21 protein-coding genes and 1 riboswitch are annotated in these 24,533 nt (G+C 45.5%); of the genes, 6 read left to right on the plus strand and 15 right to left on the minus strand.

Going from position 1 to position 24,533, the window contains the following annotated elements; all coding sequences use genetic code 11:
* Positions 1 to 216: 216 nt before the first annotated feature.
* Both DXD02_RS12925 and DXD02_RS12930 read left to right on the plus strand, forming a co-directional pair.
* Positions 217 to 687 carry a hypothetical protein gene (locus tag DXD02_RS12925; RefSeq protein ID WP_055267244.1) on the plus strand — a complete coding sequence of 157 codons (471 nt, stop codon included), beginning with the start codon at positions 217 to 219 and terminating at the stop codon, positions 685 to 687.
* A 302-nt stretch (positions 688 to 989) separates the two neighbouring features.
* Positions 990 to 2,618 carry a hypothetical protein gene (locus tag DXD02_RS12930; RefSeq protein WP_147399051.1) on the plus strand — a complete coding sequence of 543 codons (1,629 nt, stop codon included), beginning with the start codon at positions 990 to 992 and terminating at the stop codon, positions 2,616 to 2,618.
* A 50-nt stretch (positions 2,619 to 2,668) separates the two neighbouring features.
* Here the strand turns inward: DXD02_RS12930 and DXD02_RS12935 are convergent, their stop codons facing one another.
* Complete coding sequence (locus DXD02_RS12935) at positions 2,669 to 4,012, minus strand: hypothetical protein (protein ID WP_147399050.1); 1,344 nt, start codon at positions 4,010 to 4,012, stop codon at positions 2,669 to 2,671.
* A gap of 121 nt (positions 4,013 to 4,133) precedes the next feature.
* Between DXD02_RS12935 and DXD02_RS12940 the strand changes: the two genes are divergently transcribed.
* The 4 genes from DXD02_RS12940 (at position 4,134) to DXD02_RS12955 (ending at position 7,418) form a co-directional block, all read left to right on the plus strand.
* Positions 4,134 to 4,736, plus strand: coding sequence for a hypothetical protein (locus tag DXD02_RS12940; protein ID WP_147399049.1), 603 nt, complete (start codon positions 4,134 to 4,136; stop codon positions 4,734 to 4,736).
* Positions 4,737 to 5,083: 347 nt separating this feature from the next.
* Positions 5,084 to 5,278 carry a hypothetical protein gene (locus tag DXD02_RS12945; protein WP_055220341.1) on the plus strand — a complete coding sequence of 65 codons (195 nt, stop codon included), beginning with the start codon at positions 5,084 to 5,086 and terminating at the stop codon, positions 5,276 to 5,278.
* Positions 5,279 to 5,431: 153 nt separating this feature from the next.
* A complete protein-coding gene (locus DXD02_RS12950; RefSeq protein WP_118666953.1) occupies positions 5,432 to 6,148 on the plus strand; it encodes a histidine phosphatase family protein in 717 nt (238 codons plus the stop codon).
* Positions 6,149 to 6,173: 25 nt separating this feature from the next.
* On the plus strand, positions 6,174 to 7,418 hold the full coding sequence (locus DXD02_RS12955) for an aminopeptidase (protein WP_055220411.1): 1,245 nt from the start codon (positions 6,174 to 6,176) through the stop codon (positions 7,416 to 7,418).
* Between the two features lie 114 nt (positions 7,419 to 7,532).
* Here DXD02_RS12955 and DXD02_RS12960 read toward each other — a convergent pair whose 3' ends face one another.
* The 14 genes from DXD02_RS12960 to DXD02_RS13025 all read right to left on the minus strand — a co-directional run bounded on the left by DXD02_RS12960 (position 7,533) and on the right by DXD02_RS13025 (position 24,120).
* Positions 7,533 to 8,900, minus strand: a complete 1,368-nt coding sequence (locus DXD02_RS12960; RefSeq protein WP_055220337.1) for an MATE family efflux transporter — start codon at positions 8,898 to 8,900, stop codon at positions 7,533 to 7,535.
* Between the two features lie 338 nt (positions 8,901 to 9,238).
* A complete protein-coding gene (locus DXD02_RS12965; RefSeq protein ID WP_055220335.1) occupies positions 9,239 to 10,654 on the minus strand; it encodes a family 43 glycosylhydrolase in 1,416 nt (471 codons plus the stop codon).
* 35 nt (positions 10,655 to 10,689) lie between these two features.
* Complete coding sequence (rsmI, locus tag DXD02_RS12970; RefSeq protein ID WP_055220333.1) at positions 10,690 to 11,535, minus strand: 16S rRNA (cytidine(1402)-2'-O)-methyltransferase; 846 nt, start codon at positions 11,533 to 11,535, stop codon at positions 10,690 to 10,692.
* A gap of 120 nt (positions 11,536 to 11,655) precedes the next feature.
* On the minus strand, positions 11,656 to 12,339 hold the full coding sequence (locus DXD02_RS12975) for a tRNA1(Val) (adenine(37)-N6)-methyltransferase (RefSeq protein WP_118666962.1): 684 nt from the start codon (positions 12,337 to 12,339) through the stop codon (positions 11,656 to 11,658).
* 168 nt (positions 12,340 to 12,507) lie between these two features.
* Complete coding sequence (locus tag DXD02_RS12980; RefSeq protein WP_055226011.1) at positions 12,508 to 13,410, minus strand: PSP1 domain-containing protein; 903 nt, start codon at positions 13,408 to 13,410, stop codon at positions 12,508 to 12,510.
* Positions 13,411 to 13,414: 4 nt separating this feature from the next.
* Complete coding sequence (holB, locus tag DXD02_RS12985; RefSeq protein ID WP_117762179.1) at positions 13,415 to 14,404, minus strand: DNA polymerase III subunit delta'; 990 nt, start codon at positions 14,402 to 14,404, stop codon at positions 13,415 to 13,417.
* Between the two features lie 146 nt (positions 14,405 to 14,550).
* Positions 14,551 to 15,147, minus strand: coding sequence for a guanylate kinase (locus tag DXD02_RS12990; protein ID WP_117801793.1), 597 nt, complete (start codon positions 15,145 to 15,147; stop codon positions 14,551 to 14,553).
* A 27-nt stretch (positions 15,148 to 15,174) separates the two neighbouring features.
* Positions 15,175 to 15,864, minus strand: a complete 690-nt coding sequence (locus tag DXD02_RS12995) for a response regulator transcription factor (RefSeq protein WP_117801792.1) — start codon at positions 15,862 to 15,864, stop codon at positions 15,175 to 15,177.
* Positions 15,861 to 17,354, minus strand: coding sequence for a sensor histidine kinase (locus tag DXD02_RS13000; RefSeq protein WP_117510729.1), 1,494 nt, complete (start codon positions 17,352 to 17,354; stop codon positions 15,861 to 15,863). The genes DXD02_RS12995 and DXD02_RS13000 overlap by 4 nt, the downstream gene beginning before the upstream one ends.
* Positions 17,355 to 17,529: 175 nt before the next feature.
* Positions 17,530 to 18,717: a methionine adenosyltransferase gene (gene metK / locus DXD02_RS13005; protein WP_055267252.1), complete on the minus strand. Its 1,188-nt coding sequence runs from the start codon at positions 18,715 to 18,717 to the stop codon at positions 17,530 to 17,532.
* 126 nt (positions 18,718 to 18,843) lie between these two features.
* Positions 18,844 to 18,956: riboswitch (SAM riboswitch) on the minus strand.
* Between the two features lie 223 nt (positions 18,957 to 19,179).
* A complete protein-coding gene (gene ptsP / locus DXD02_RS13010; RefSeq protein WP_118666954.1) occupies positions 19,180 to 20,808 on the minus strand; it encodes a phosphoenolpyruvate--protein phosphotransferase in 1,629 nt (542 codons plus the stop codon).
* 23 nt (positions 20,809 to 20,831) lie between these two features.
* Positions 20,832 to 21,089 carry an HPr family phosphocarrier protein gene (locus DXD02_RS13015; protein WP_055267256.1) on the minus strand — a complete coding sequence of 86 codons (258 nt, stop codon included), beginning with the start codon at positions 21,087 to 21,089 and terminating at the stop codon, positions 20,832 to 20,834.
* A 4-nt stretch (positions 21,090 to 21,093) separates the two neighbouring features.
* Positions 21,094 to 21,930 (minus strand): PRD domain-containing protein, encoded by an 837-nt coding sequence (locus tag DXD02_RS13020; protein ID WP_022461277.1) that lies wholly within the window; start codon positions 21,928 to 21,930, stop codon positions 21,094 to 21,096.
* 27 nt (positions 21,931 to 21,957) lie between these two features.
* Complete coding sequence (locus DXD02_RS13025; RefSeq protein ID WP_118666955.1) at positions 21,958 to 24,120, minus strand: PTS transporter subunit IIABC; 2,163 nt, start codon at positions 24,118 to 24,120, stop codon at positions 21,958 to 21,960.
* Positions 24,121 to 24,533: the final 413 nt, after the last annotated feature.

The following is a 24,533-nucleotide window of genomic DNA, read 5'->3' on the forward strand; positions in this document are numbered from 1 at the left end:
AAATCGTATCATAGGAATCATTAAAAGTTTAATTTATGTTTTCATCTGATTTTTTGTCTAATTTTTATGCCTATTTCATATAGTTTTTCAAATAATAGTATAATAAACACAAATTTTAGCCGGAATCGGATCATTCTATTACATACCAAAACAACAATCCGATGCCCAAAATACAAGAGCGCATTACTTGAAACGCTTGACTTCAGGAGGGAAAATATGAGTGCAAAATTAGTATTAACAGTAAAAGATTCCAATCGAATGGCAAAAGATCTTTCCATGAGCGTCATGGACAAAATGTTTCATCCACTCAAGTACAATAAAATGATGAATTCCAAAGCAAAAATAGGCATCTTTATTGATGACGAAAAAGAAGGAACTTTATATGAGGCATCTAAGACTCCATATGAAATCAGCTTAACTCCTGGCGTTCATCGTATTTCTATGATAGATCCGGCAAAAGACAGCAAAAAAGGGAATGTCAATCTGATGGGGTCCATCATTGGATTTTCTGCAGGCAGCGGCCTCGCAGAACAAATATCCGTCGGCGAAATAGGAAAATCCTTAGCCGGTGCCATGTTTAAAACGGGTGATGGTTACCTGGATCTGGATTTAAAAGACGGAGATATCTTAAAAGTTCAGTGTCAGGCCGGAATTGGCGGAAAAGTATCTATCAAAGTATTAAAATAAGAATTGCCAAAGCATATCATGCAAAGCAATCGGATGACAAGGGAGGCAAAAAATATTTTGCCTCCAACATCATTTTATCAGCAGACACCTGGAGGAAATAAAATATGGACTTTCCTGTTTCGATTCCATGGGAAACTCTTGATCCCGAAATATTACAAAAAGCGATAAATTCAGGTAGTAATTACAGAACCTATTGTGATGAAAAATCATGGGATATTTCTTTTGAAATAGAATTTCTGGAAAAAGAAGAAATCATCTTTCTTCTCCTGGTTGAGCACGGACGCCGCAAAGGCGGAACTTCTGTGCAAAAGACAAATGAACGAACGGAAACTTCCAAATATACAAAAGAAGAACAGGCAAAAATGGTAAATGCTTTTAATCAAAAACTTGATACTTACGAAGCGTGGAACTCTCTGTTTGTCGGACCAACGACAAGTATGTTTGGAAACCATGTGTATGAATCCTATATGGACTATATGTATTCCTGGGATCACTTGGACGACAGAATTTTTCTGTCCAATTATTATGAACGTCAATTATATTCTGTGCAATCCGATACCCATGTTACAGTAAAAAGCAATCAGGAAGGATATGATTCTATCTATGAGCTGGCGCAGGCAAAGGTAACAGACCATACCTTAGAAGGTATCTGCTGGAATTTTTTCCCGAAGCTCCTGTTTTCCAAGGGAGATCGCGCGGGTGCGCCGTACCATGATGTCTATCATCGTCTGGAAATTCTGACAGATACAGAATATCTGCTTGTTCCGGCGCTGCTTTCACTCAAAGAAAAATATGAAATTACAGCAGTCGCCGGAAATTTGGATTGCCCGCAGATGCATTCTCATACAATGACACTGAAAGCAGCAGTACAACAAGCTATTTTTAAAAATATCTTTGAAAATCTCTTTCCGGAAAATGGATTTTTGCTACAGAAAGCCCCAAAGAAAATGCTGCTTTCTGCTCAAAAACAGGCAGAGGAATTTTCTGTTGCGTCTATGAATGCCCGAAAATATCCCGAGCTCCTGATGCAGGCAGCTGCAAAAGAAAATTTTCATTGTACAGCCTTTCAGATTCTGCAATTTTCCAACAATCCATATCTGTCGGCCTTTGATAAAATAGATCTTTTCAGAAGATGCATGGCCATCAGTAATCAATCAGAAGAACCAGGAATCTGGAAAGAAACCTATCAGAATCTGCTCCGGGTAATGATCTGCAAAATAACTTTGGAGGAATCTCAGTTCAGCGATTCGGAGAGCATCAAAGAATTACAGGATTTTACAGAACACCAGCAAGAAAAGCTGGAACAGGAAATGCAGTTAAAAATCCCAAAAGAAAAAACTGCTGAAATTTTATTGATGAATGAACTGAAATGTATGCTGGCATGCATTTCCGTCGTAACAGCAGAAAAAATACAGGGACACAAATGCACCGAATTGGCCGAGAAGAGCTGGCGTCTGGCAGAAAGTATCGAATATATATGGAATGCAGAAATTCTAAATCCACAAATCAGAGAAACTGTGTCCAAAGCATTCATCCGCATTTGTATCGGATGTGGATCTATGTATCTTCAGAATGTACAGGAAGAACATATAAATCCCGAGCAGATCCAGGAAGCAGCGGAAGAAATCTCATTACTTCTGTATCATTACAGCGATCTTTTGCTTCCGGAAGAAATGCCGGTCTATCAAATCCCTATCTATCAAACGCTCCAAATTGCAAATATGAGACTGGAGCGAAAGGAAAATGCATTGTACTATGCCCAAAAAGGAGTTGTATTGTGTGATCTGTTTTCTGCTGGTCAGAATGCGCAATTAAATGGTCTCATTCAGGATTCAAAAAACATCTTTCAGCAATATATCAATCAAAATGCACCTGCTACATCCCGCCCGGCAAAAAAGAAGGGGCTTTTCTCCCGGCTCTTCCAGAGATAGCAGGAAAAAAGCTGTCCCGAAAGAATCCTTTATTTTCCTGGAAGCGCGGTTTATAAGGTGCCTCCATATTCCACAATCATGTTTCGAATAATATCCAGCGTCTCCTCCTGTGACCATGCCATGTTTCCATTCTCCAGAAACTGGCAAAATTCATATAGTTTTTGTGAGAAGCCGGATTCTTTTAAAATATAATATTGCAATCCATGACTTGTATTGTTCCAAAATGCAATTCCATTATGAACATTGGAGCTACATACAATGGAGATATGTTTCGGCAGCTGGACGAAATTTTCTTTTACACAAATGCAGGAATGAGGTGTGTGCAGCATATATTGATAATAACTTTTCAACAGCCACAGGCGCATCGCAGGATCAAGAGGCTTATAAAGCATATCCGGATAGCCTGCAATGCGTCCCTGCTCCATTAATTGTCGTAAGCCAGATATGCAGAAAATATGTACCATACTTTCCGTTTCCATGTGCCGGATCCGCTGAAAGAGAGAAGATAAGAGCTGTTCTTTTTCCACTCCATCCAGGATGATCTGCTGTTTCAGTACATTTAACGGAATCAGATGCAGAAGACATGGTGAATATTCAATATAATAGTTATGCGTTACATAGCCTTCATTCATCATAACATTGACATCTTTTACATAAGCATTTAAATCAGAGCAAAACAACATTTCCTTTGCTATTTTTCTTTCCTGAATAAAGGAATTCTTCAGTAATTGTATTTGTTGCGCATCTCTGAGAATAATTCCTTTCGCCGTATGAAAATTGATTCCAATTGCAATATGGTCTGTGATCAGCCAGTTGGGAAGTAAGCCTGCTTTTTTCGCCTCGGACTCAGCAGAAGAAACGTAATAATAAAATGGTTTGTAGTTTTCATAGTTCATTGCCGGTTTCAGACTGCATATTTTCCGAAGGTTATCCAGTGTATTTTCCGTTGTCTGATTCTGCAGCAAAGGAAAAAGATGCTCTAATCTGTGATAGGGCACTTCATGAATAATCTGGACAAGATATCGTAAATGTTCCAGTGAAATTTCCGGAGTCCATAAGCAAATCGTGGAATCGGAAGCATTTATCATTGCTTTTCGAATACACGCATAAATTGCAAAGATATTGTCCAGCGTCATATCCGTATCCGGAATTCCTGAAACACTTGGAGAAACAGAGACTTGAGGAAATTCAACCACATCCTGCTGGATAATACGGATCAGTTCTTCCATACATTGCCACTGGCTCTTTCCCATTTTTTCCTGGCGATAAAAGAACAGGAGATCTGCTCTTGTATTTCCGGTGCATTCCATCGCATCAAGAAGACGGGTCAGGCGCTCTTCTTCTTTTGGAATACGTTTTCCTTTACTCATTTTAGAAATGTAATCCAGCTGCATACCACTGGCCTCAGACAGATAATATAAAGTTTTTCCTGTATTTTTTATTTCCTTTTCAAGCCTTTGTGAAAAATCGCTCATGTAGTATCAAAGTTCCTTTCCGGACAACAGCAAATATCCGATGGCTTGGGCAGAATGCTGTTTTCCTGTCGACATTGATCTAAGTATACAGGAAAAAGCCAAAATATGCAAAATTTTTCACACAAATTCATCTGCTTTTTCTGCAAAAAAGCTTTATATCATTTATAACATTACGAAGGAGAAAACTAATATGCTTTTCATCGCTATCCTAATCTTAATCTTTTTGATGTATCGATTTTTTACCTTTCGTGCCGAAATGGTTTTTACCATGTCCTTAATTGCCCCGATCATGATCGTAATCGGCGCCTGCTATTTACCTGGAAAATATCATGAAGCCGGAATTTTTCTTCTGGTTATCGGTGTATTTATGCTGGCCGTTGTTCTGCTTATCTGCCGCCTCACTGCACGGGGTGTTGAAAAAGGACTGCGGCTGGAGTATTACAAAAACCTGATTATTTATGGCGCCCTCAAATTTTTACAGAACCTTTCTAAAGCAACGATTGTTTTTAGCTTTCTGGCCGCTTCACTAGGTGCCTTCTCTATGGACTACAAAGAAAGACTGGATACCAAAGGAAGAAAAATTTATGTAAATGATAACCTGCGTGACCCGGAAGGCAACCAGTATGAAGAAGTAGAAAAGTAAAAAAAGCAGGCACGAATCACCTTTTTCGGGAATCGTGCCTGTTTTTTTTACGTATGCATCAATTTCAAAAATTCATTCTCCGGCATTTCAACACCAAGTAGTGTCTTCATCATCTGAAGAAATACATCATCGGTTTCTTTTTGAGCGTTCAGACAGACCATGATGACCGACAGTTTATCATACTCTTTCCTCTTGCTGCATTACTTTTTGTTTCCCCTTACGCTGTTTTTACTATAGCATATTTTTCTCCTGTTTGCACCTACCTACAGGACTGCTACTAGCTACTCTCTCAAGATGCAGCGTATCAAAAAGGGAGCTTCCGCTTCACGAATTTTTATTCGTTAAAAGTGTATCATTGTGAAACGCTCGTTGCGTCCGCCAGAGGAAGCCTGTGGATCTGCCCGGAAGAAGTCTCCTGTGACTATTTTGACTGGTGCGAGGGAAAACTTTCCGCGATCAACCAGTACCATGGCGAATACATGGCGCAGTACAACTGGGCTGAGTTTACCAACGGGGAGCTGAACTGGGGGAGAGGCCGATAAGAAATTCACACAAATCTGACTATTTATGATATACTGAATGAAATGCTCTTAGTTCTGAATTCTTTTATGCTCCGGCACAGATCTTTCGGGACGAAATTTTACTTTTCTATGTCGAAATCCACCATTTTTTCGACATACGAAGAAAGGAACGTTATGAAAATTATTTTTATCCGCCACGGCGAACCAAATTATGAAATTGATTCTCTGACCGAAAAAGGCTGGCGCGAGGCCGAGCTGCTTTCGAAACGCACAGCAAAATGGAATGTCACCGATTTTTACTGTTCTCCGCTTGGCCGTGCGAAAGATACGGCTTCTTTTACGCTGAAAAATGCGGGCCGTGAAGCTGAAATTCTCCCATGGCTGCGGGAATTTGATGCACCCGTCCTGGACCCGGAGACTGGAAAACGCCGGATTCCATGGGATTTTCTGCCGGATGTGCTCGATGCAAACCGGGATCTCTATGACCAGGATCTCTGGACGAAAAATCCGATTATGCAGACCGGAAACATGGACGAGAATTACCATTTTGTGACCGACGGACTCGATGCACTGCTTGCGCGCTACGGCTATGTACGCGACGGTTACCGCTATCACGCTTCGGATGAAACAAACCGCGAAGCCGTCATCGTCTGCTTCTGCCATCTCGGCGTCACCTGTGTGGCACTGTCGCATCTGCTGAATATGACGCCGGTACAGCTCTGGCAGGGCATGTTCCTGGCACCGACTTCCGTCACAATCGTCGGAAGCGAGGAACGCAAGCCGGGCGAAGTATACTTCCGCTGCCAGACCGTCGGCGATGTCCATCATCTGCTTTCCGCGGGCGAACCGGTTTCGTACTATGGAGCCTTTAATGATCCATTTCAGTTTTAAAAATCACAAAAAGGAGTCTTTTATCATGAATGAAGCAAAATTTCAGGCAAAATTAAGAGAATATGCAAAGCTGATCGTAAAAATCGGCGCAAATGTACAGAAAGGACAGCGTGTCCGCCTCCAGGCCGGCGTCGATCAGGTTCTGCTTACCCAGATGGTGACAGAGGAGTGCTATCAGGCGGGCGCAAGCTATGTGGAAGTGATCTGGGAATGCGGTGAGATCAACAAAATGCATTATCAGTATGCCACCGCAGAAACGCTTGGCGCGGTTCCGCACTGGGAAGAAGAGCGTTTCAAACAGATGACGGTTGATCTGCCGGTTCGCATTTTCATCGACTCCTCCGATCCGGACGAGCTCGCCGGCATTCCTGCGGACCTGCTCTCCACCGTTCGTCAGATGCGTGGAAAGGTCATTAAAAAATACCGTGACCAGCTCGATGGAAAGCATCAGTGGCTGATCGTTGCCGCCGCTTCTCCAAAATGGGCAGAAAAAGTATTCCCGGGCGAGCCGGAGGATATTGCTGTTGAAAAACTGTGGGATGCTATTTTCGACTGTGTTTACTTAAAAGACGGCGAAGATGCAGAAAGGATCTGGCAGGCACACTGCGACCTCATGACCCAGAAAGCCAGCTGGCTGAATGAGCAGGCATTCCACAAGCTGCATTACACCAGCAAAAACGGTACGGATTTCACCGTTGAGCTGATTCCGGGCGCAAAATGGAGCGGCGCCGGTGATATCAACCATATGAACAACACCTTCTACGTTCCAAACATGCCGACCGAAGAAGTCTTCACCAGCCCGATGAGAGGAAAATGTGAAGGCCGTCTCGTTTCCACAAAACCTTTAAGCTGGTCGGGACAGATCATCAACAACTTTACCGTCGATTTCAAGGATGGAAAAGTCGTTGACTGCCACGCAGAGCAGGGCGAAGAGGTTTTGAAAAAAATGTTCGCCATGGACGACGGTGCTGCAATGCTCGGCGAGGTTGCACTCGTTCCGAAAGAATCTCCGATTAACCAGTCCGGGCTGATGTTCTTTAATACCCTTTTCGATGAAAACGCATGCTGCCACGTTGCCGCTGGCGCCGGTTTCCCTGAGGTGCTCGATGGATTTCTGGAGATGAGCAACGAGGAAATTCTGGAAAAAGGTGTGAATGATTCTCTGATCCACGTTGACTTTATGGTTGGATCGGATGACCTGCACATCGTAGGTATCCGCGAAGATGGAAGCGAAACCGATATTTTTGTAAATGGTACCTGGGCAGAGTAAATCTGCTTTTTTTCGCAATAGAAGCAGGGGACTTCCTTTATTTAGTCAAAAAAACAGACCCGGGGCAATCTACCGTTTTTTGTAGACTGCCCCGGGTTCTGTTTTTGAAAAAAATCAGTTTCCAGACTTCCCTTTTCTCATATAAGGATTTCGATACAGCGAAATCACAAGTTCTGCTGCCATGAAGCACCAGATGATCGGTTCGCACCAGATCACGGCACTGTAGTGGTAGCGCGGGATAAACACCATCGCAAAAATAATTTTTCCGAAAAGCTCAATAAAACTCGACAGCAGCGGAAGAATCTTTTCTCCGAGTGCCTGCAGTGCAAGGCGGCTGCAGTTGACGAGGCCGAGCGCAAAGAAGAACGGAATGGCTACACGGAGGTAGCGGGCTCCGTTTCCGAGGACAGTCGGGTCGGAAGAACCGGAGATCAGATGAACCATCGTCGGTGCAAGCGGCGTGACAAGAAGAATCAGGCATGCGGTCACGCTGAAGCAGAAAATATAAGCATAGCGAATGCCTTTCCGTACGCGCTCCCAGTTGTCCGCGCCGCGGTTCTGTGCCACATACGTGTTGACTGCCTGTGCCATCGAGGAAAGCGGCATCATCGAGAAGGAAAACAGCTTTCTCGCAGCCGTGTGTCCCGCAATTGTTTCATAGCCAAGGCTGTTGATGCCCGGCTGCAGGACAATCGAACCGACATAGATAATACTGCTCATAAATCCCATCGAAAATCCCTGTGCCAGAAGCTCCATGTACAGTCCGCGATCCGGTTCAAAATGACGTTTTTCCGGAAGCAGAATTTTTGCTTTGGTAACAATATAAATCAGGCAGAGCACGACGGAAATTCCCTGCGCAATCACGGTTGCAATTGCAGCACCGCGAACACCCATGCCGAAAGAACGGATAAACAGCAAATCCAGTACAATGTTTACCAACGATGAAATAATCAGGAAAACAAGCGGCATAAAGCTGTTTCCGATTGCTCCCAACAGACCGGAGCACAGGTTGTAGGCAAACATGACAAACAGAAAAACGGATAGAATTGAAATGTAGCTGTAGGATTCTTCGAGGATTTCTGCCGGTGTTTTCAGCAGCCGCAACAGCGGATGCATGAAAATCGTTGCAAGAACGGTGACCACCAGTGTAACGGTAATACCAATAACGATACAGGATGCAACGGATTTTTTCATCCGTTCCGTCTCCTGTCTTCCAAAGCATCGCGCCGTGACGATCGCGAGCCCGTTTCCGACGCCGAACGTAAATCCGGTCATCATTTCATAGATCGACGAGCAGGCACCCATAGCTGCAATCGACGAATCGCCGAGTGTATGGCCGACAATCAGTGTGTCCATCGTGTTGTAAATCTGCTGAAATACACGGGATGCCATGATCGGAAGTGCAAAAAGAAGCAGAGATTTCAGAATCGATCCGTGAAGCAGATCAACCCGGGAACTCCGCTGAGTTTGTGACTGTGACATAAAAAATTTCCTCCCTCAAAAAAACTTCATTACGCCCATTATAACAGACGGGAGGAGCTACCGGGCAAGGAAAATCTCCAACTCTGTAAAAAAATATAATAATACAAAACTTTTACCGCTTTTCGTCCATGATCTGTCTCTTTCCCAGAAGCAATCCGTTACAGTTCACTGATATCTAGCAAACTGTAACATTCGCAGCCCTCCTTTTGCTTCGCAAATGGAGAGCTGCTCACGCCTGAATCACTTTCTTACGCAGTGAAATAACAAGTGCTTCATTGCAAAGTGAACTGTAATCGTATTCCTGCATCTGCCTCCGTTTTTGTTATTCTTTTCCCACTTTAGCGATATGCAATACTCTGGTTCTCAAATACCACACTTCCATCTATGGCTCCCAGACAGATTCCTTCTCCCGGACTGGTATACATGCGGGTGTTCAGGGCAACTCCATCCACATATAATGTGGCAATTGTATCATCCACAATAATCTGTACATGATATTTTTTCCCCGGTGTCAGACGGATCAGACGTTCCAGACCCATATTGTTCATCTGCGGCCATGGCCAGTTCGGAGATTTTTCGAAAATCACACGATCCTTCGGGCATTCAAAGGTAAAGGAATAAAATTCATCATCTGCTTCCTGTGCTCTTACCCCGATCGAGAATCCACGCGTACCTTCTGTAAACGTAACATCTGCTTCATATCGATAACAGTCACCGGTGTGTGTCAGCACATGTTTCAGTGCTCTTCCCGATTCTTTTTCCAGTTTTACATCATCAATTTTTTTCTCATCTTTAAATGCATTCCATACGGTATCCGGGATCCGGCATCCAAGTGTGCCGTCTTTCCTCTGGTACAGCTCATGTGCAACAAACGTTCCCGCCCAGATAAAATCTTCCTTGTCCGAATCCGGCGTATAGCGAAGATTTGCGCTGTCTGTCTCATTCGCACGTGTAGGAACCCAGCCAAACAAAATTCTCTGATTATTTAACATAAAGGTTCTTCCGGCATAATAAGCTCTTCCGTCAAACGCATCGTCATCCGGTGCAATCCACGGTCCTTTGAGACTCTTTGCCATTCGATACACTTGTGTGGAAGCATGAGAATATTCTGTTGTAATCAGATACCACCAGTCACCCATCTTAAACAGATCCGGCATCTCATGCATCGTAAACAGATCCGGTGCCCAGAAGTCTCCCTGAAACTCCCAGTCCACAAGATTGTCTGATGTAAAGTAAACCGTTCTTCCTGTTGTTTTATGCTTGTCGCCTTCCAGCCGTGCACCCAGAATCAGGATATATTTTTCCGATTCATCATCCCACAGTACAAACGGATCTCTCCAGTCATCCGGATCATATCCCGGCTGCGGAGCAAATTTTACCGTATCCTGAGTTTTCGTCCAGTGTTTCAGATCCTCGCTGACCGCATGCATCAGTACCTGTGACGGTTTTCCCTGTTTGGGATAATCCCGGTTGTAGCCGGTATAAAATGCGTGATATTTTCCTTCCCGATCCTCGCAGATACTTCCGGCAAAAATAAACTGATCCTGCTCTTCATCGGTTCCTCTTGGAATTGCTGCTCCACAATCCTCATATGTCACAAAGTCCTTTGTTGTTGCCAGATCCCAGCCAAACGGCTCTCCGAAAGGACACGGCACTCTGGTATCTCTCTGATGAAACAGATAAAAGGTGTCATCCTTTCCAAATGGCATGCAATCTCCAAACCAGGTATTCGGATGCTGATAATAGATTTTCATACTTCTTCCTCTCTTTCCTGCCCGCCGGCATATCGTTATTCTTTTCCCAGTAAATACTGATAAATATCTCTCTTCGTCACGCCACGGTCTTTTGCCACGAGCTTCATCGCCTCTTTCCGCGTAATCCCCTGGTCTTCATACCGTTTCATATGTTCCTCAATCGAAATCTCCTCAAACGCAGCCTTCGCTTCGTCCTCGATTTCTTTCTGGCTTCTGCCTTCGATCACAAGAACACATTCGCCCTTCGGATCTTCCTGCTCATAGCGTGTGATGGCATCTTCCATCGTAGTCTGCCATGCCGTCTCGTGCTTTTTGGTCAGCTCACGACAAATCGTCAGTCTGCGATTTCCGAGCGTTTCCAGCAGTTCTCGCAATGTCTTCAGCAGATGATGCGGCGCCTCGTACACGATCATGGTTCGTGTCTCATTTTTCAGCCGCTCCAGCGCCAGCTTATGCTCTTTTTTATCCGGTGGAAGAAATGCTTCAAACACAAATCTTCTCGTCGAAAGTCCCGACAGCGTCAGTGCCGTCACGCACGCGCACGCGCCCGGCAGGCTTGTTACTTCAATTCCCGCCTCATACGCCATTTTTACGAGTTCCTCTCCCGGATCGGAAATTCCCGGCGTTCCTGCATCCGTAATCAACGCAATGTTCGTTCCCGCCAGCAGCTTCTGCACCAGTTCGCGTCCCTTGTCGTATTTGTTGTATTCGTGATAGCTTGTCATCGGCGTGTGAATTTCAAAGTGATTCAGCAGCTTAATGCTGTTTCTCGTATCCTCCGCCGCGATCAGATCGACTTCCTGCAGAATACGGATTGCACGGAAGGTCATGTCCTCCAGATTTCCAATCGGTGTTGCACACAAATATAATTTCCCTGCCATATTGATTCCTCTTTGCCAGATCTTTTCCGGCAATTTTCTTTCTATTTCAAAACTCCTGCAAATTCTGTCCCCAAGTGTCCTATTTAATAACGATGTATTAGAGCGTGTCTGTACGGGTTTCTACCTTCCATCACCGTACAATTCCCGGATATCCTTTGTATACACGCCCGGTGTCTCATACACAATCAGCGGCTTCTCCACGGTAATTCTCGGATTCCCGCCCTTCATCGCCTCAATCAGCACCATATTCGGCTCCTTGTCCACGAACGGATATACCAGCTGCATCCTTTTTGGTTCCAGATGATACTTTTTCAGCGTTGAAAAAATCTCTGCCAGCCGGAACGGCCGGTGTACCAGATAAAACCGTCCTTTTGTCTTTAAAACCGCCGATGCCTCTTTCGCAATATCATCAAACGAGCACAGCACCTCATGCCGTGCAATCGTCTTCGCCTCAAGCGCATTCGTCAGCCCGTGCTGCCCCGTCATGTACGGCGGATTGCACGTTACCACATCAAACACTTCTTTTCCAAGCTGCTGCGATGCCGTCTTCACATCTCCCTGGAAAATCTCAACATCATTTTCCAGATGATTGTACCGCACACTCCGCTGTGCCATCTCGGCACTGTACTCCTGAATTTCCAGCCCGGAAAAATGCTCTCCGTTTGTCTTCGCCTTCAAAAGAATCGGCACAATTCCCGATCCCGTGCAGAAATCCATCGCCCGCTCCCCGCGCTTCACCTTCGCGTAGGATGCCAGCAGCACCGCGTCAATGCCATAGCAGAAAAGGGATGGATTCTGTATCATCCAGTAACCGTTCTGCAGATCATCGAGCCGCTCACCCGGCTTCAAAAATTCTTCTTTTCTATCCAATGAAAATCCCTCCTCCTGCTGACTGCCCAGCGCCGCATCACACAAAAAGAAGCGTCAGTTTTACCCGGCGCTTACTTTTTCAAAATGCATTCCAAATCAATCTTATTCCGGCTGTTTTGCCTCTTCCGAAGAAGCCTGCTCCCCGGAGCTGTTTCTGTCTTTTTTCTTCTCTTTGCCTTTTTCCTTCTTATGCTTCGGCTTGAACTTGAGCTCTTCCACCGGGCACTCCCGCATTTCCTTCTCATCGTTCACATCCACCAGCACTTTTACGAGCTGACGAAGCACATTCACACCGGAAACCTCACCTTTCATGCCGTCCGGCAGCGTTACGATATCGCCGACACCCGGCAGCTTGCGGTTCAGGTATTCATAGGTTTCCTGCTCGTTTTTCAGGCAACACATCAGTCGTCCGCAGACACCCGAAATCTTCGTCGGGTTCAGGGACAGGTTCTGCTCTTTTGCCATCTTGATCGAAACCGGTGCAAACTCGGACAGATACGTATGGCAGCAAAGCGGTCTGCCGCAGATGCCGATTCCGCCGAGGATCTTTGTCTCATCGCGGACACCGATCTGGCGAAGCTCGATTCTCGTCTTAAAGACAGCCGCCAGATCCTTTACCAGCTCACGGAAATCAATTCTTCCGTCGGCGGTAAAGTAAAACAGCATCTTGTTATTGTCAAACGTATACTCTGCATCGATCAGCTTCATCTCCAGGTTGTGCGCCCGGATCTTCTTCTGGCAGATTTCAAACGCTTCTTTTTCTTTCTTGCGGTTGCTCTCCTCCCGCGCATCATCCTTCGGCGTTGCAATGCGGATGACTTCTTTCAACGGCTGGATCACCTTGGAATCGTCAACTTCTTTTGGCCCCAGCACAACGAAACCATACTCTACGCCGCGCGCCGTCTCAACGATAACGTGGTCGCCCACGCAGATGTCCAGCTCTCTCGGCGAGAAATAATATACTTTTCCTACGTTTCGAAAACGTACTCCTATAATTGTTATCATGCTATCAGTTTTCCTTCATTGTCAGGAACATAAGCTCCATGGTTAAATCAAAATTAACATTCGCGTTCAGGCGGGCTCTCGCCTTCTGAATCGCCTCTATAATCTTCTCCAGGCCTTCGTATGAGCTCTTATTTGCTCTCTCACGGATTCCATTCAGCTCCTGCTTGAACACAAGGGAATCGACCTCTTTTGTCGCCTTAAAGAGCAGAACATCGCGGAACCATAAAGAAAAGATATCGAAATAATCATCAATATTGTCTTTTTCGGCCGTCAGTTTTTTGATCGTCTCCACGATTTCATACAGCGGCATACTGTCGGCGTACTTTGCCATGCGGAGTGCATTTTCCAGCGTCTCCTCGTATTCCGGAGAACGGGCAATCCGCTCTGCTTTTCCGATATTTCCCTGCGCCAGGGACGCATCAACCTCTGCCTGGTAATCCGGCACATGCATTTCGTTCATCAGATAATCTTTCACAAGCTGGTCTCCCACTGGTTTTAAATTTAACTGCACGCAGCGTGACGAAATCGTCGGAAGCAGCGCATCCGGGTTGTCTGCCAGAAGCATGACAACTGCGTAGGCCGGCGGCTCCTCGATCGTCTTCAGCAGCGCGTTCTGCGCCTGAAGTGTCAGCTTCTGCGCCTCGTCGATGATATAAATCTTGTACGGACTGCTGTACGGCTTGATCATCACATCGTTAATGAGCTGCCCGCGGATTTCATCGATGCTGATGGTGTTCGGCTTTTCATGCTTCACATAAATGATATCCGGATGATTCTGGCTCTGTGCCTTTTTACAGGACGGGCATTCCATACAGGGCTCGACCCCGTGCTTCTCGCACTGAAGCGTCATCGCAAACAGTGAAGCCATCATTTTCTTTCCCGATCCACTCTCTCCGCCAAAAAGATAAGCATGAGATACTTTATTCATCGAAATGGCATTCTGTAAATGCGTTATGATTTCCTGATGTCCTACAACCTTCTGAAAACCCTGCATAAAATCACCCCCTGAAATTTTTTCACTGCTCTTAGTATATCATGATTCGCACCTTCGGTGCTTGACGCTGCTTTCGCAGCTATCATGATCGCCATTCGCCGTTCGCTGAATGTGCAAGCACATTCCTCTCACTAACGCTCATTATATCATATCTTTTTCTGTTGTTCCACAAAATTCTGAATTTCGGAAAAACAGGCTTCTGGCGTTGTATTATTCGAAAAACGGCGTACAATTCCTGCTTTTGCTATATTTTCCTCGGAAAAATCTTCGCAGTCTGCCAGGAATCTGCGGCACATTTCGGCGTATTTTGGCTCTTTCTGTCCTCTCTCGCGTTCCAGCGCACGGGACAGGCGCAGTCCATCATCCACTTCCACATACAGAGGTACCAGGGCCTGCTCCCCAAAATAGTCCTTTAATTTCACGTAGGATTCCAGCGTTCCAATCCCAAGATAATCCTGTTTTTCGAGGTCAATCTGCCCATCGTCCGCCGTAAAATAATACCACGGTCCCATCACGCTCGGATACATGCGCTCCTCGATAATCTTTCCAGCCTCCCGCAGCCTGGAAAGCCGTGCTTCATCCACAAAGAAATACTCTCTTCCGTCCTGCTCTCCGCTCCGAATCGGCCGTGTTGTGTACAGCACCAGCGGTTTCAGATCGAACGATGTCTCTTTGAGCAGATGCTCATAAATATGATCCTTCCCCGAAGCACTCTTTCCCATCAGATAGTAAATTTTTCCCATTTTCAATCTCCCCGAAACGCAAAATTTTTATGCTTTAAACCGGTATCCCACGCCCCAGATCGTCTCGATATACTGCGGCTTTGCCGTATTAAACTCAATCTTTTCACGGATCTTCTTGATATGCACCGTAACCGTCGCAATATCTCCGATCGACTCCATATCCCAGATCTCCCGGAACAGCTCCTCTTTTGTAAAGACGCGGTTCGGATTCTCCGCAAGGAAGGTCAGCAAATCGAATTCTTTTGTCGTAAACTGCTTCTCCTCGCCATTCACCCACACGCGGCGTGCCGTCTTGTCAATCTTGATGCCGCGGATCTCCACGATATCATTTTCCTTCTTGCCGCTTCCGACCAGACGTTCGTACCGTGCCAGATGTGCTTTCACGCGCGCAACCAGCTCACTTGGGGAAAACGGCTTTGTCATATAGTCATCCGCACCAAGGCCCAGTCCGCGGATTTTATCAATATCATCTTTTTTTGCAGAAACCATGATAATCGGAATATCCTTCTTTTCACGCACTTCGCGGCAGATCTCAAAGCCATCCACCTCCGGCAGCATCAGATCCAGGATCAGCAGATCAAAATCCTCCTTGATCGCCCGTACAAGACCGGTGTCTCCCTGGTTTTCAATCTCCACCTCAAAGCCCGAAAGCTCCAGATAATCTTTCTCCAGATCTGCAATGGATTCCTCATCCTCAACAATCAGTATTTTACTCATGAAACAGGTACCTCCTGATATTTTCTTAATACAAAGTACATCGTGGTGCCCACCCCTTCTTTGCTGGTGGCCCACACTTTTCCGCCGTGGTCTTCAAGAATCTTCTTCACGATGGAAAGACCAATTCCGCTGCCGCCTCTCGTGCTGTTGCGGGACGCATCGGTGCGATAAAAGCGATCGAAAATCTTCGTCAGATCCTTCGTCGCAATTCCCTTTCCGTTATCCTCAATCTCCACCTGCACAAAATCTCCGACATCGCGCAGACGGATGTTGATGACCTTATGGCTCTTGTCCATATATTTGATGGAATTGCTTACAATGTTATTGATGACACGCTTGATCTGCTCCGCATCCGCGATGACGATCGGGTCGTCCTCGAGATAATTAAAGTATGTCAGATCCACATGCTGCGCGTCAAGCTCCAGATTCAGTTCCTCCACGCAGTCATCAAAATAATCCGCAATGTGAATCTTCGAAAACGTATACGGAATGCGGTTCGTGTCAATCTTGGAATAAAACGTCAGCTCATTGATCAGACGGTCCATCTCATTCGCTTTGTTGTAAATGGTGCGGATGTAGCGGTCCATCTTCTCCGGCGTATTTGCCACACCGTCCATGATTCCCTCGACATAACCCTTGACCGCGGTAATCGGTGTTTTCAGATCATGCGAAATGTTGCTGATCAGCTCTTTATTCTCTTTGTCAAACTCGACTTTTTCCTCCGCCGTCTCTTTCAGCCGGATACGCATCTCCTCAAAGTCCTCGCAGAGGTCATTAATCTCCGCCACGCCGCACGGTTCAACAGTGAAATCCAGATTTCCGTCTTTGATATTCTGTGTCGCCTTTTTCAGCTGCTCGAGTGGTCCGATCACACCGCGGTAAATCCAGAAGCTCAGGCCCAGACTGGTGAGCACCAGAATCAGCACAATCACGATGCCTAGCTCTTTTACCATGCCTGTAATCTGCGGCGCAATCTGGTCTGTCTTGGTGACGATAAACGCACTGCATTCTTTTCCGTCCGAGTTCTCATAGTCCACCTGTTTGACCATCCACTGTTTTTCATTGCGGAAATAAACGCCGCCCTTCAAATTGGCCCCCGGGTCACCGTATTTCGGCAGCTCATTTTCCAGCTCCTCCGACGACAGCTCCTCCGAGCCATTGTAAATGATAACACCATCCTCGCGCACCGCGATAAACGACTGTTTTTTCTGCAGTCTTGCATTCAGAACAGAGAGATAATTCGTTTCTTCCAGCTTTGCCGTATCCGATTTCGCGGTATCCTCTACTTCGTCGTACTCTTCTGATGTCATCGCATTCAGCAGCAAGGTGTTGTTCGAAATCGTCCGGTATGTTGCGTTCGCAAGACCGTATTTTTCACCGATAATCTTTGCTTTATACCCTACAAAAAAGTAAAACGTCAAGGCACACATCACGATCGGAACCAGTATGATGATGAAAAAAGAAATGATTACTCTCGTCCTTAATTTCATGCTTTTCTTCTTTTTTTCCATATAAGATCCACCTGTTTTCCAACACATATTTCGTACTTTTGCGCACAAAAAATCCCCAGTACGCAGTCTAAATTTATTATAGCACAACGCCTGAGGATTTTTCATTAACTTAGATGAATCTTTCTAAACTTTCTATAAACAGAAAAACCTGAAATTAGAGGTATTTCTTCAGGTCTTCTACTTTATCCAGTTTCTCCCACGGCAGATCCAGATCGTTTCTTCCGAAGTGGCCGTAAGCGGAAGTCTGTTTGTAGATCGGGCGGCGCAGATCCAGCATTTTGATGATTCCAGCCGGACGAAGGTCGAAGTTCTCACGAACGATGTCGGTCAGTTTGTTGTCGGAGAGTTTTCCTGTGCCGTAGCTGTCGATCATGATGGAAGTCGGATGAGCGACACCGATTGCATAGGAAAGCTGGACCTCGCATTTGTCGGCAAGACCTGCTGCTACGATATTCTTTGCTACGTAACGTGCTGCATAAGCTGCAGAACGGTCTACCTTTGTACAGTCTTTTCCGGAGAAAGCTCCGCCGCCGTGACGAGCGTATCCGCCGTAGGTGTCTACGATGATCTTACGTCCGGTGAGGCCGGAATCTCCATGAGGTCCGCCGATTACAAAACGGCCGGTCGGGTTGATGAAGAACTTGGTGTGCTCATCTACCATGTCTGCCGGAATGATTTCGTCGAATACGTATTTTTTGATATCCTCATGAATCTGCTCCTGGGATACTTCCGGATCATGCTGAGTGGAAAGAACAACCGCATCAAGACGGAACGGTTTGCCGTTCTCATCGTACTCTACGGTTACCTGTGTTTTTCCGTCCGGACGCAGGTATGTTAAAGTACCGTCTTTGCGGACTTTGGTCAGCTGGCGAGCCAGTTTGTGTGCCATGTAGATCGGGTATGGCATGTACTCTTCGGTCTCGTTGGTTGCGAATCCGAACATCATTCCCTGATCTCCTGCTCCAATGGCATCGATCTCCTCATCGCTCATATTGTTCTCTTTTGCTTCGAGCGCTTTGTCTACACCCATAGCGATATCGGTGGACTGTTTGTCAATTGCAGTTACAACAGCGCAGGTATCTGCGTCAAATCCGTATTTTGCACGGTCGTAGCCGATTTCGCGAACGGTATCACGTACAACCTGCTGGAAATCAATGTGTGCGTTGGATGTAATCTCACCCATTACCATAACGTATCCTGTTGTAGTACAGGTTTCGCAAGCTACACGGCTCATCGGATCCTGCTCAAGCAGCGCATCCAGAATCGCGTCAGAAATGGCATCACAGATTTTGTCCGGATGTCCTTCGGTTACAGACTCAGAAGTAAACAGTCTTTTTTCCATTCTTTTTCTCCTTTTTTTCTTCTCTTCTCTTTTGCTTTTCGTTCGTGGGCTTTGGCTTTCCCTGAACATTTTTTCGTAAAAAAAGATCCGCAATTTTTAGCGGACCTGAATAGTAATGTTCAAATCCCCTTATTGTTCGAAAATTTCGCTCAGGCTGGCACCTTCCCGTACAGACTATTCTGTCTGGGGGTTGCCGTGGTTTCACAGATCCTATGTATCTCCACCACTCTGAATAAGAGAAAAGCAACTGAATTTTTGATTTTGTTTTTTTGCTACTCTGATACACTATCGCAAAATACGCCATTCGTCAAGAGGAAATAAACGGATTTGAGACATTTTCTTACTGTTGTCCCAAACATCCTTTCTTTTTTTCTGATTTTTCGGCTGTATCTTCTGTTATTTGTGAACAGATAAGAAAACTCTCCAAAACAGAGAGTTTTCTTATCTGCTGTATCGTTTTTTCTACTCTTCTGCTTTCATCTCGCGGACAACCTTCCGCAGCTTCAGAATCATGGACGGAGCAACAGAAAGCTCATCCACTCCCATTCGTACAAACTGCTCCGTCAATGTCAGATCTGCACCGAGCTCCCCGCAGATTCCTGCCCATTTTCCGCATTTGTGTGCATTTTCCACCACCATGCGAATCATCCGAAGAACGGCTTCATGGTGTGGATTGTAGAAATCATCCAGCTGTTCATTCTGACGATCAATCGCCAGGGTATACTGCGTCAGGTCATTCGTTCCGATGCTGAAGAAATCCACCATTTCCGCCAGACGGTCGCTGATCATCACGGCTGCCGGTGTCTCGATCATAATGCCCTGCTCCGGAATTTTATACTGCACTTCCTGTGCTTTCAGCTCTTCCTCTACCTCTGCAACAATTGCGTAGATTTTTTCTACCTCTTCTGTTGATGTGATCATCGGATACATGACAGAAAGGTTTCCGTAAACGGCTGCGCGGAACAATGCGCGAAGCTGCGCTTTAAAAATTTCCGGCTGTTTCAGACAAATCCGGATTGCACGGTACCCAAGCGCCGGATTTTCTTCTTTTCCAAGATTAAAGTATTCTACCTGCTTATCTGCCCCGATATCCAGCGTACGGATAATCACTTTTTTGCCTGCCATGGTCTGCACGGCCTGTTTATATGCCTGAAACTGTTCTTCCTCCGTTGGGAAATCATTTCTTCCAAGATAGAGGAATTCGCTTCGGAAAAGTCCAATTCCACCGGCATCATTTTCCATCACATAGCCAAGGTCACCAACACTGCCGATATTTGCATAGATGTTGATCTTACGGCCATCCGGCGTAATATTTTCTTTTCCTTTTAACTCCTCAAGAAGCTTCTGTTTTTCTGCTTCTTCCTGCATTCTTTTTTCGGTTTCCTTCCGCACATCCTCCTCCGGCTCAAAGATAACCTGACCTGAAAAACCGTCTACAACGGCCGTCATGCCTGTTTTCAGACCGTTTAAATCCATCGGGACGCCGATTAATGCCGGAATATTCATCATTCGCGCAAGAATCGCAGTATGAGAATTGGTAGATCCATGCACAGTCACAAACGCAAGTATTTTTTCTTTGTCCATCTGTACAGTTTCACTCGGACTTAAATCGTCTGCCACTATAACAGATGGTTCCATAGAACTCAGGTCGTTATCTCCCTCGCCGCTTAAATTGCGGACCAGACGTTCGGAAATATCTTTTACATCTGCGGAACGAGCTTTCATATATTCATCATCCATAGCTGCAAACATCTCTGCAAAATTATCGCCGGTTGCTGCCGCTGCATATTCTGCATTTACCAGTTCTGTCCGGATCATGTTCTCCATTGATTCCAGATAGTCCTCATCCTCCAGCATCATCTGATGGACTTCAAAGATCGCCGCACTTGCCTCTCCAACTTCCCGGACTGCCTTGTCATACAGTCTGCCAAGCTGTTTTTTCGAAACCTCCACGGCTTCTTTCACACGTTTTACTTCTGCTTCCGGATCTTCAATCCGGGCTCTTTTAACCTGGTAATCATTTTTCTTCAGAACCGCAACCGGTCCCATAACAATTCCTTTATATACGGATTTCCCCTGAAAATACTGCATTTTTTATCCTCCGAGCGTACTTTTTACAGGTTTGCTTCGAAAAACGCTTTCAGCGTCTCAATCGCTGCATCTTCGTCCTCTCCGTTTGCTGCAACGGTTACGGTATCTCCCTGCTTTACACCAAGTGACATCAGCATCATCAGCTGAGTCAGTTTTTTCGTTTTTCCATCTTTTGTGATGGTGCATTCCGATGCAAAATTTTTTGCCTCCTTTACCAGCATTCCTGCCGGTCTTGCGTGGATTCCCAGTTCATCTTTAATGGTATATTCAAATGTTTTCATGCTTTTATTCTCCTTCTTCTCTGTCCATAATCCGTTCTATGTGCATAGCGAGATATCCAATTTCGATCTCCTCCATCGGAAGTTTCAGCCTCTTTTCCATCTCCTCACAGATTCGTTTCGCCGCCTGAAAGGCTTTCGGAAACTTTACGGACATGTAGTCATTCATATTTACTTTCAGTTTTTCCCCACTGACCGCTCTTGCAACCATATAGCGGATATGGTTCATCATACGGTTATACGACAACGACATCACATCGATGGTATGCCCGGTGATATGCTCCACCAAAGAAATGCTCTCCCGGACTGCTCTTGCTACTTCCATGGCCTGTGAAACATTTTCCTCCACAATTGCCGAATGAACATGAAGTGCAAGATAGCCGATTTCATGTTCATCAATTTCGATCTGAAGCCGTTCTTTTAAAAGCTCCCTGATACAGGAAGCAACTTTATACTCTTTGTAAAACATCACACGGATATCGTCGGTGAGCGGATTGCTGATCTGCTCACCGTTCTGAATCCGCCGGACAGCAAAATCCAGATGATCTGCCATTGGAAAGACGATGGAACGGTCAATTTTTCCAAATTCCTTTTCTGCCTCGTCAAGCACGGCACTCGCCAGCTCCAGGCTGAGCGGAGAAACGCCCTGTACAATGGTTCTGGCATTTCCTCGCTCCGTCATCTCTGTCAGGGAATAAATACGGGCATCGTCTCCCGGCTGTACACGCTGTCCCGTTTTTTTCCCAAATGCAATTCCTTTCCCCATGACCAGATATTCCCGGTTATTTTCTTCTTCCACACCAATAAATGAATTGTGGTTCAGTGTTTTTGCTATCCTGTACATTCTTCTCACCCGTTTTTAAGGCACAGCTTACGCGAAAATCTCAATCGCAAATAAAGGATCTCCTGCTTTTACCGGTCCGTCTGCCAAAAGACGGATTCTCTGGTTCTCCTCCAGCTCTGTGCAAAGAACCGGTGACGTAACCGACGGCGCATGTGTTTTCAGATATTCCAGATCCAGCTTCAGCATCGGATCACCTTTTTTCACGGTCTGACCGCTTTCTACCAGTGCCTCAAATCCCTCTCCGTTCAGTTTTACTGTATCAATTCCGACATGAATCAGAAGGCTGACTCCGGAATCGGTTACAAATCCAATCGCATGTTTTGTGTCAAAAACAAACGCGACTTCTCCGTCCTCCGGAGCACGCACATAAGGATCTTCCGGTGTCACAACAGCGCCGTCTCCCATCATCTTTTCCGCAAACGCTTCATCCGGCGCAGTAGAAAGGTCGGCTGCCAATCCGCTTATCGGGCTGCAGACAGTAATCGTATCCACAACCTTCTGTTCTTTTGTTTCCTGCGCTGGCTCCGCCTCTTTTTGGGCTGGTGCATTTTCTGCTTCCGCATACGTATTCGGAGCTTTTTCCAGATAATCCTCTAAATTTGATTTTATCACAGTTACATTCGGTCCGTAAATAACCTGTACACCATTTCCTTTATGCACAACGCCAGATGCCCCTGTCGCCTTTAAAATACCATCGCTGACTCTCGCTGCATCATGAACAGTACAGCGCAGTCTTGTTGCACAGCAGTCCACATCCGAAATATTTTTCTTTCCGCCAAGACCTTTTGTGATTGCTTCACTCATGGCATCTTCCGATGCCACCCCATCGTTCTGCGCCTCTTTTCTTGCTTTTACATCTGCTTTCGTATAAAGCTTGGTTTCCACATCATCATCCTCACGACCCGGTGTCTTAAAATCAAACTTTTTAATCATGAATTTGAAGATAAAATAATACAGGAAGAAATAAAGAATGCCGACCGGAATCACCCTCATCCAGCTTGTCTTTTCATTTCCCTGCAAAATACCGAACAGGAAGAAGTCCAGAAGTCCGCCGGAAAAGGTAAGACCCACTGCGATATTCAGGATGTGTGCGATCATATAAGCTGTTCCCGCAAGAATAACCTGCACGACAAACAACGCCGGCGCAACAAACAGGAACGAGAATTCCAGCGGTTCTGTGATACCGGTTGCCATACACGCAAGTGCTGCGGAAAGAAGCAGACCGCCTGCCGCTTTTTTCTTCTCCGGTTTCGCACAATGGTACATGGCAAGTGCTGCTCCCGGAAGTCCGAAAATCATAAAAATAAATTCTCCGGAGAAATATCTCGTTGCGTCTGCACTGAAATGTGCAACATTCGCAGAATCCGCAAGCTGTGCGAAGAAAATATTCTGTCCGCCCTGCACCATCTGTCCTGCCACTTCCATGGTACCTCCGACTGCTGTCTGCCAGAAAGGCATATAGAATACGTGATGCAGACCAAATGGAATCAGTGCCCGTTTAATCAGACCGAAAATCAGCGTTCCGACATAACCGGAGCCGGTTACCAGGCCACCCAGCGCATAAATACCGTTCTGTACAACCGGCCATACAAAATACATTAAAATTCCCACAAACATATAGACGATCGTAGAAATAATTGGTACAAAACGAGTACCTCCAAAGAAAGAAAGTGCATTCGGAAGCTGGATCCGGTAAAAACGATTATGAAGTGCAGCAACTCCAAGACCGACAATAATACCGCCAAACACACCCATCTGCAGTGACTGAATACCGCAGACAGAAGTGATGGTTCCTTCCAGAACGGATTCTGCAATTTCTCCGTTTTCCAGAATCTGACCCGTAATAGTCAGCATTGCGTTAATCGCTGTATTCATAACGAAATATGCAATAACGGCTGACAGGGCAGAAACCTCTTTTTCCTTCTTTGCCATACCAATTGCAACACCTACCGCAAAAATCAGAGGCAGGTTATCAAACACCGCACTTCCTACTTTGTTCATGATCACCAACAGCGCATGAAGAATTGTGCCGTTGCCGAGCAAGCTTGTCAGACCGTACGTTTCAATCGTGGTTGCATTGGTAAATGAGCTTCCGATTCCCAGTAAAAGTCCGGCTACCGGAAGGATTGCGATCGGGAGCATAAAGCTTCTTCCCACTCGCTGCAGAACACTAAAAATTTTGTCCTTCATTTTTTTACTCCTTGTGTAGTTTATACTTTTTACAAGAAGAGTTTCTGCGGTTTTGCATCTTTTTAGCCGGTCTGTACTCTTTTTCTAAAACAGAGTACAAAAAAGAGACACTAACCCACATAAACAATTCCTGTTATGTATAGTTAATGCCTCCAAAAATCGAGTTACACACTACAACTGTAGTTGAATATAGCACAGATAAATCTCTTTTGTCAAGTCAGTTCTTATGATTTCAATATATCATAAATTTGTACCTTTTTAAATATCTTTTTTTACCAACACTGACCGCCTCAGCTTTGAAAGGTAAAAAATAATTCACAATAATAGTAGTAAAATTTAAGCCAATTTCTTCGCAATAAGGTAAAATAAAAGAACGGTACCTTTTATTGCACCGTCCTTTTTGTCAACATTTG

Source organism: Blautia sp. TF10-30 (genome assembly GCF_003481245.1).
Taxonomy (GTDB): Bacteria; Bacillota; Clostridia; order Lachnospirales; family Lachnospiraceae; genus Fusicatenibacter; species Fusicatenibacter saccharivorans.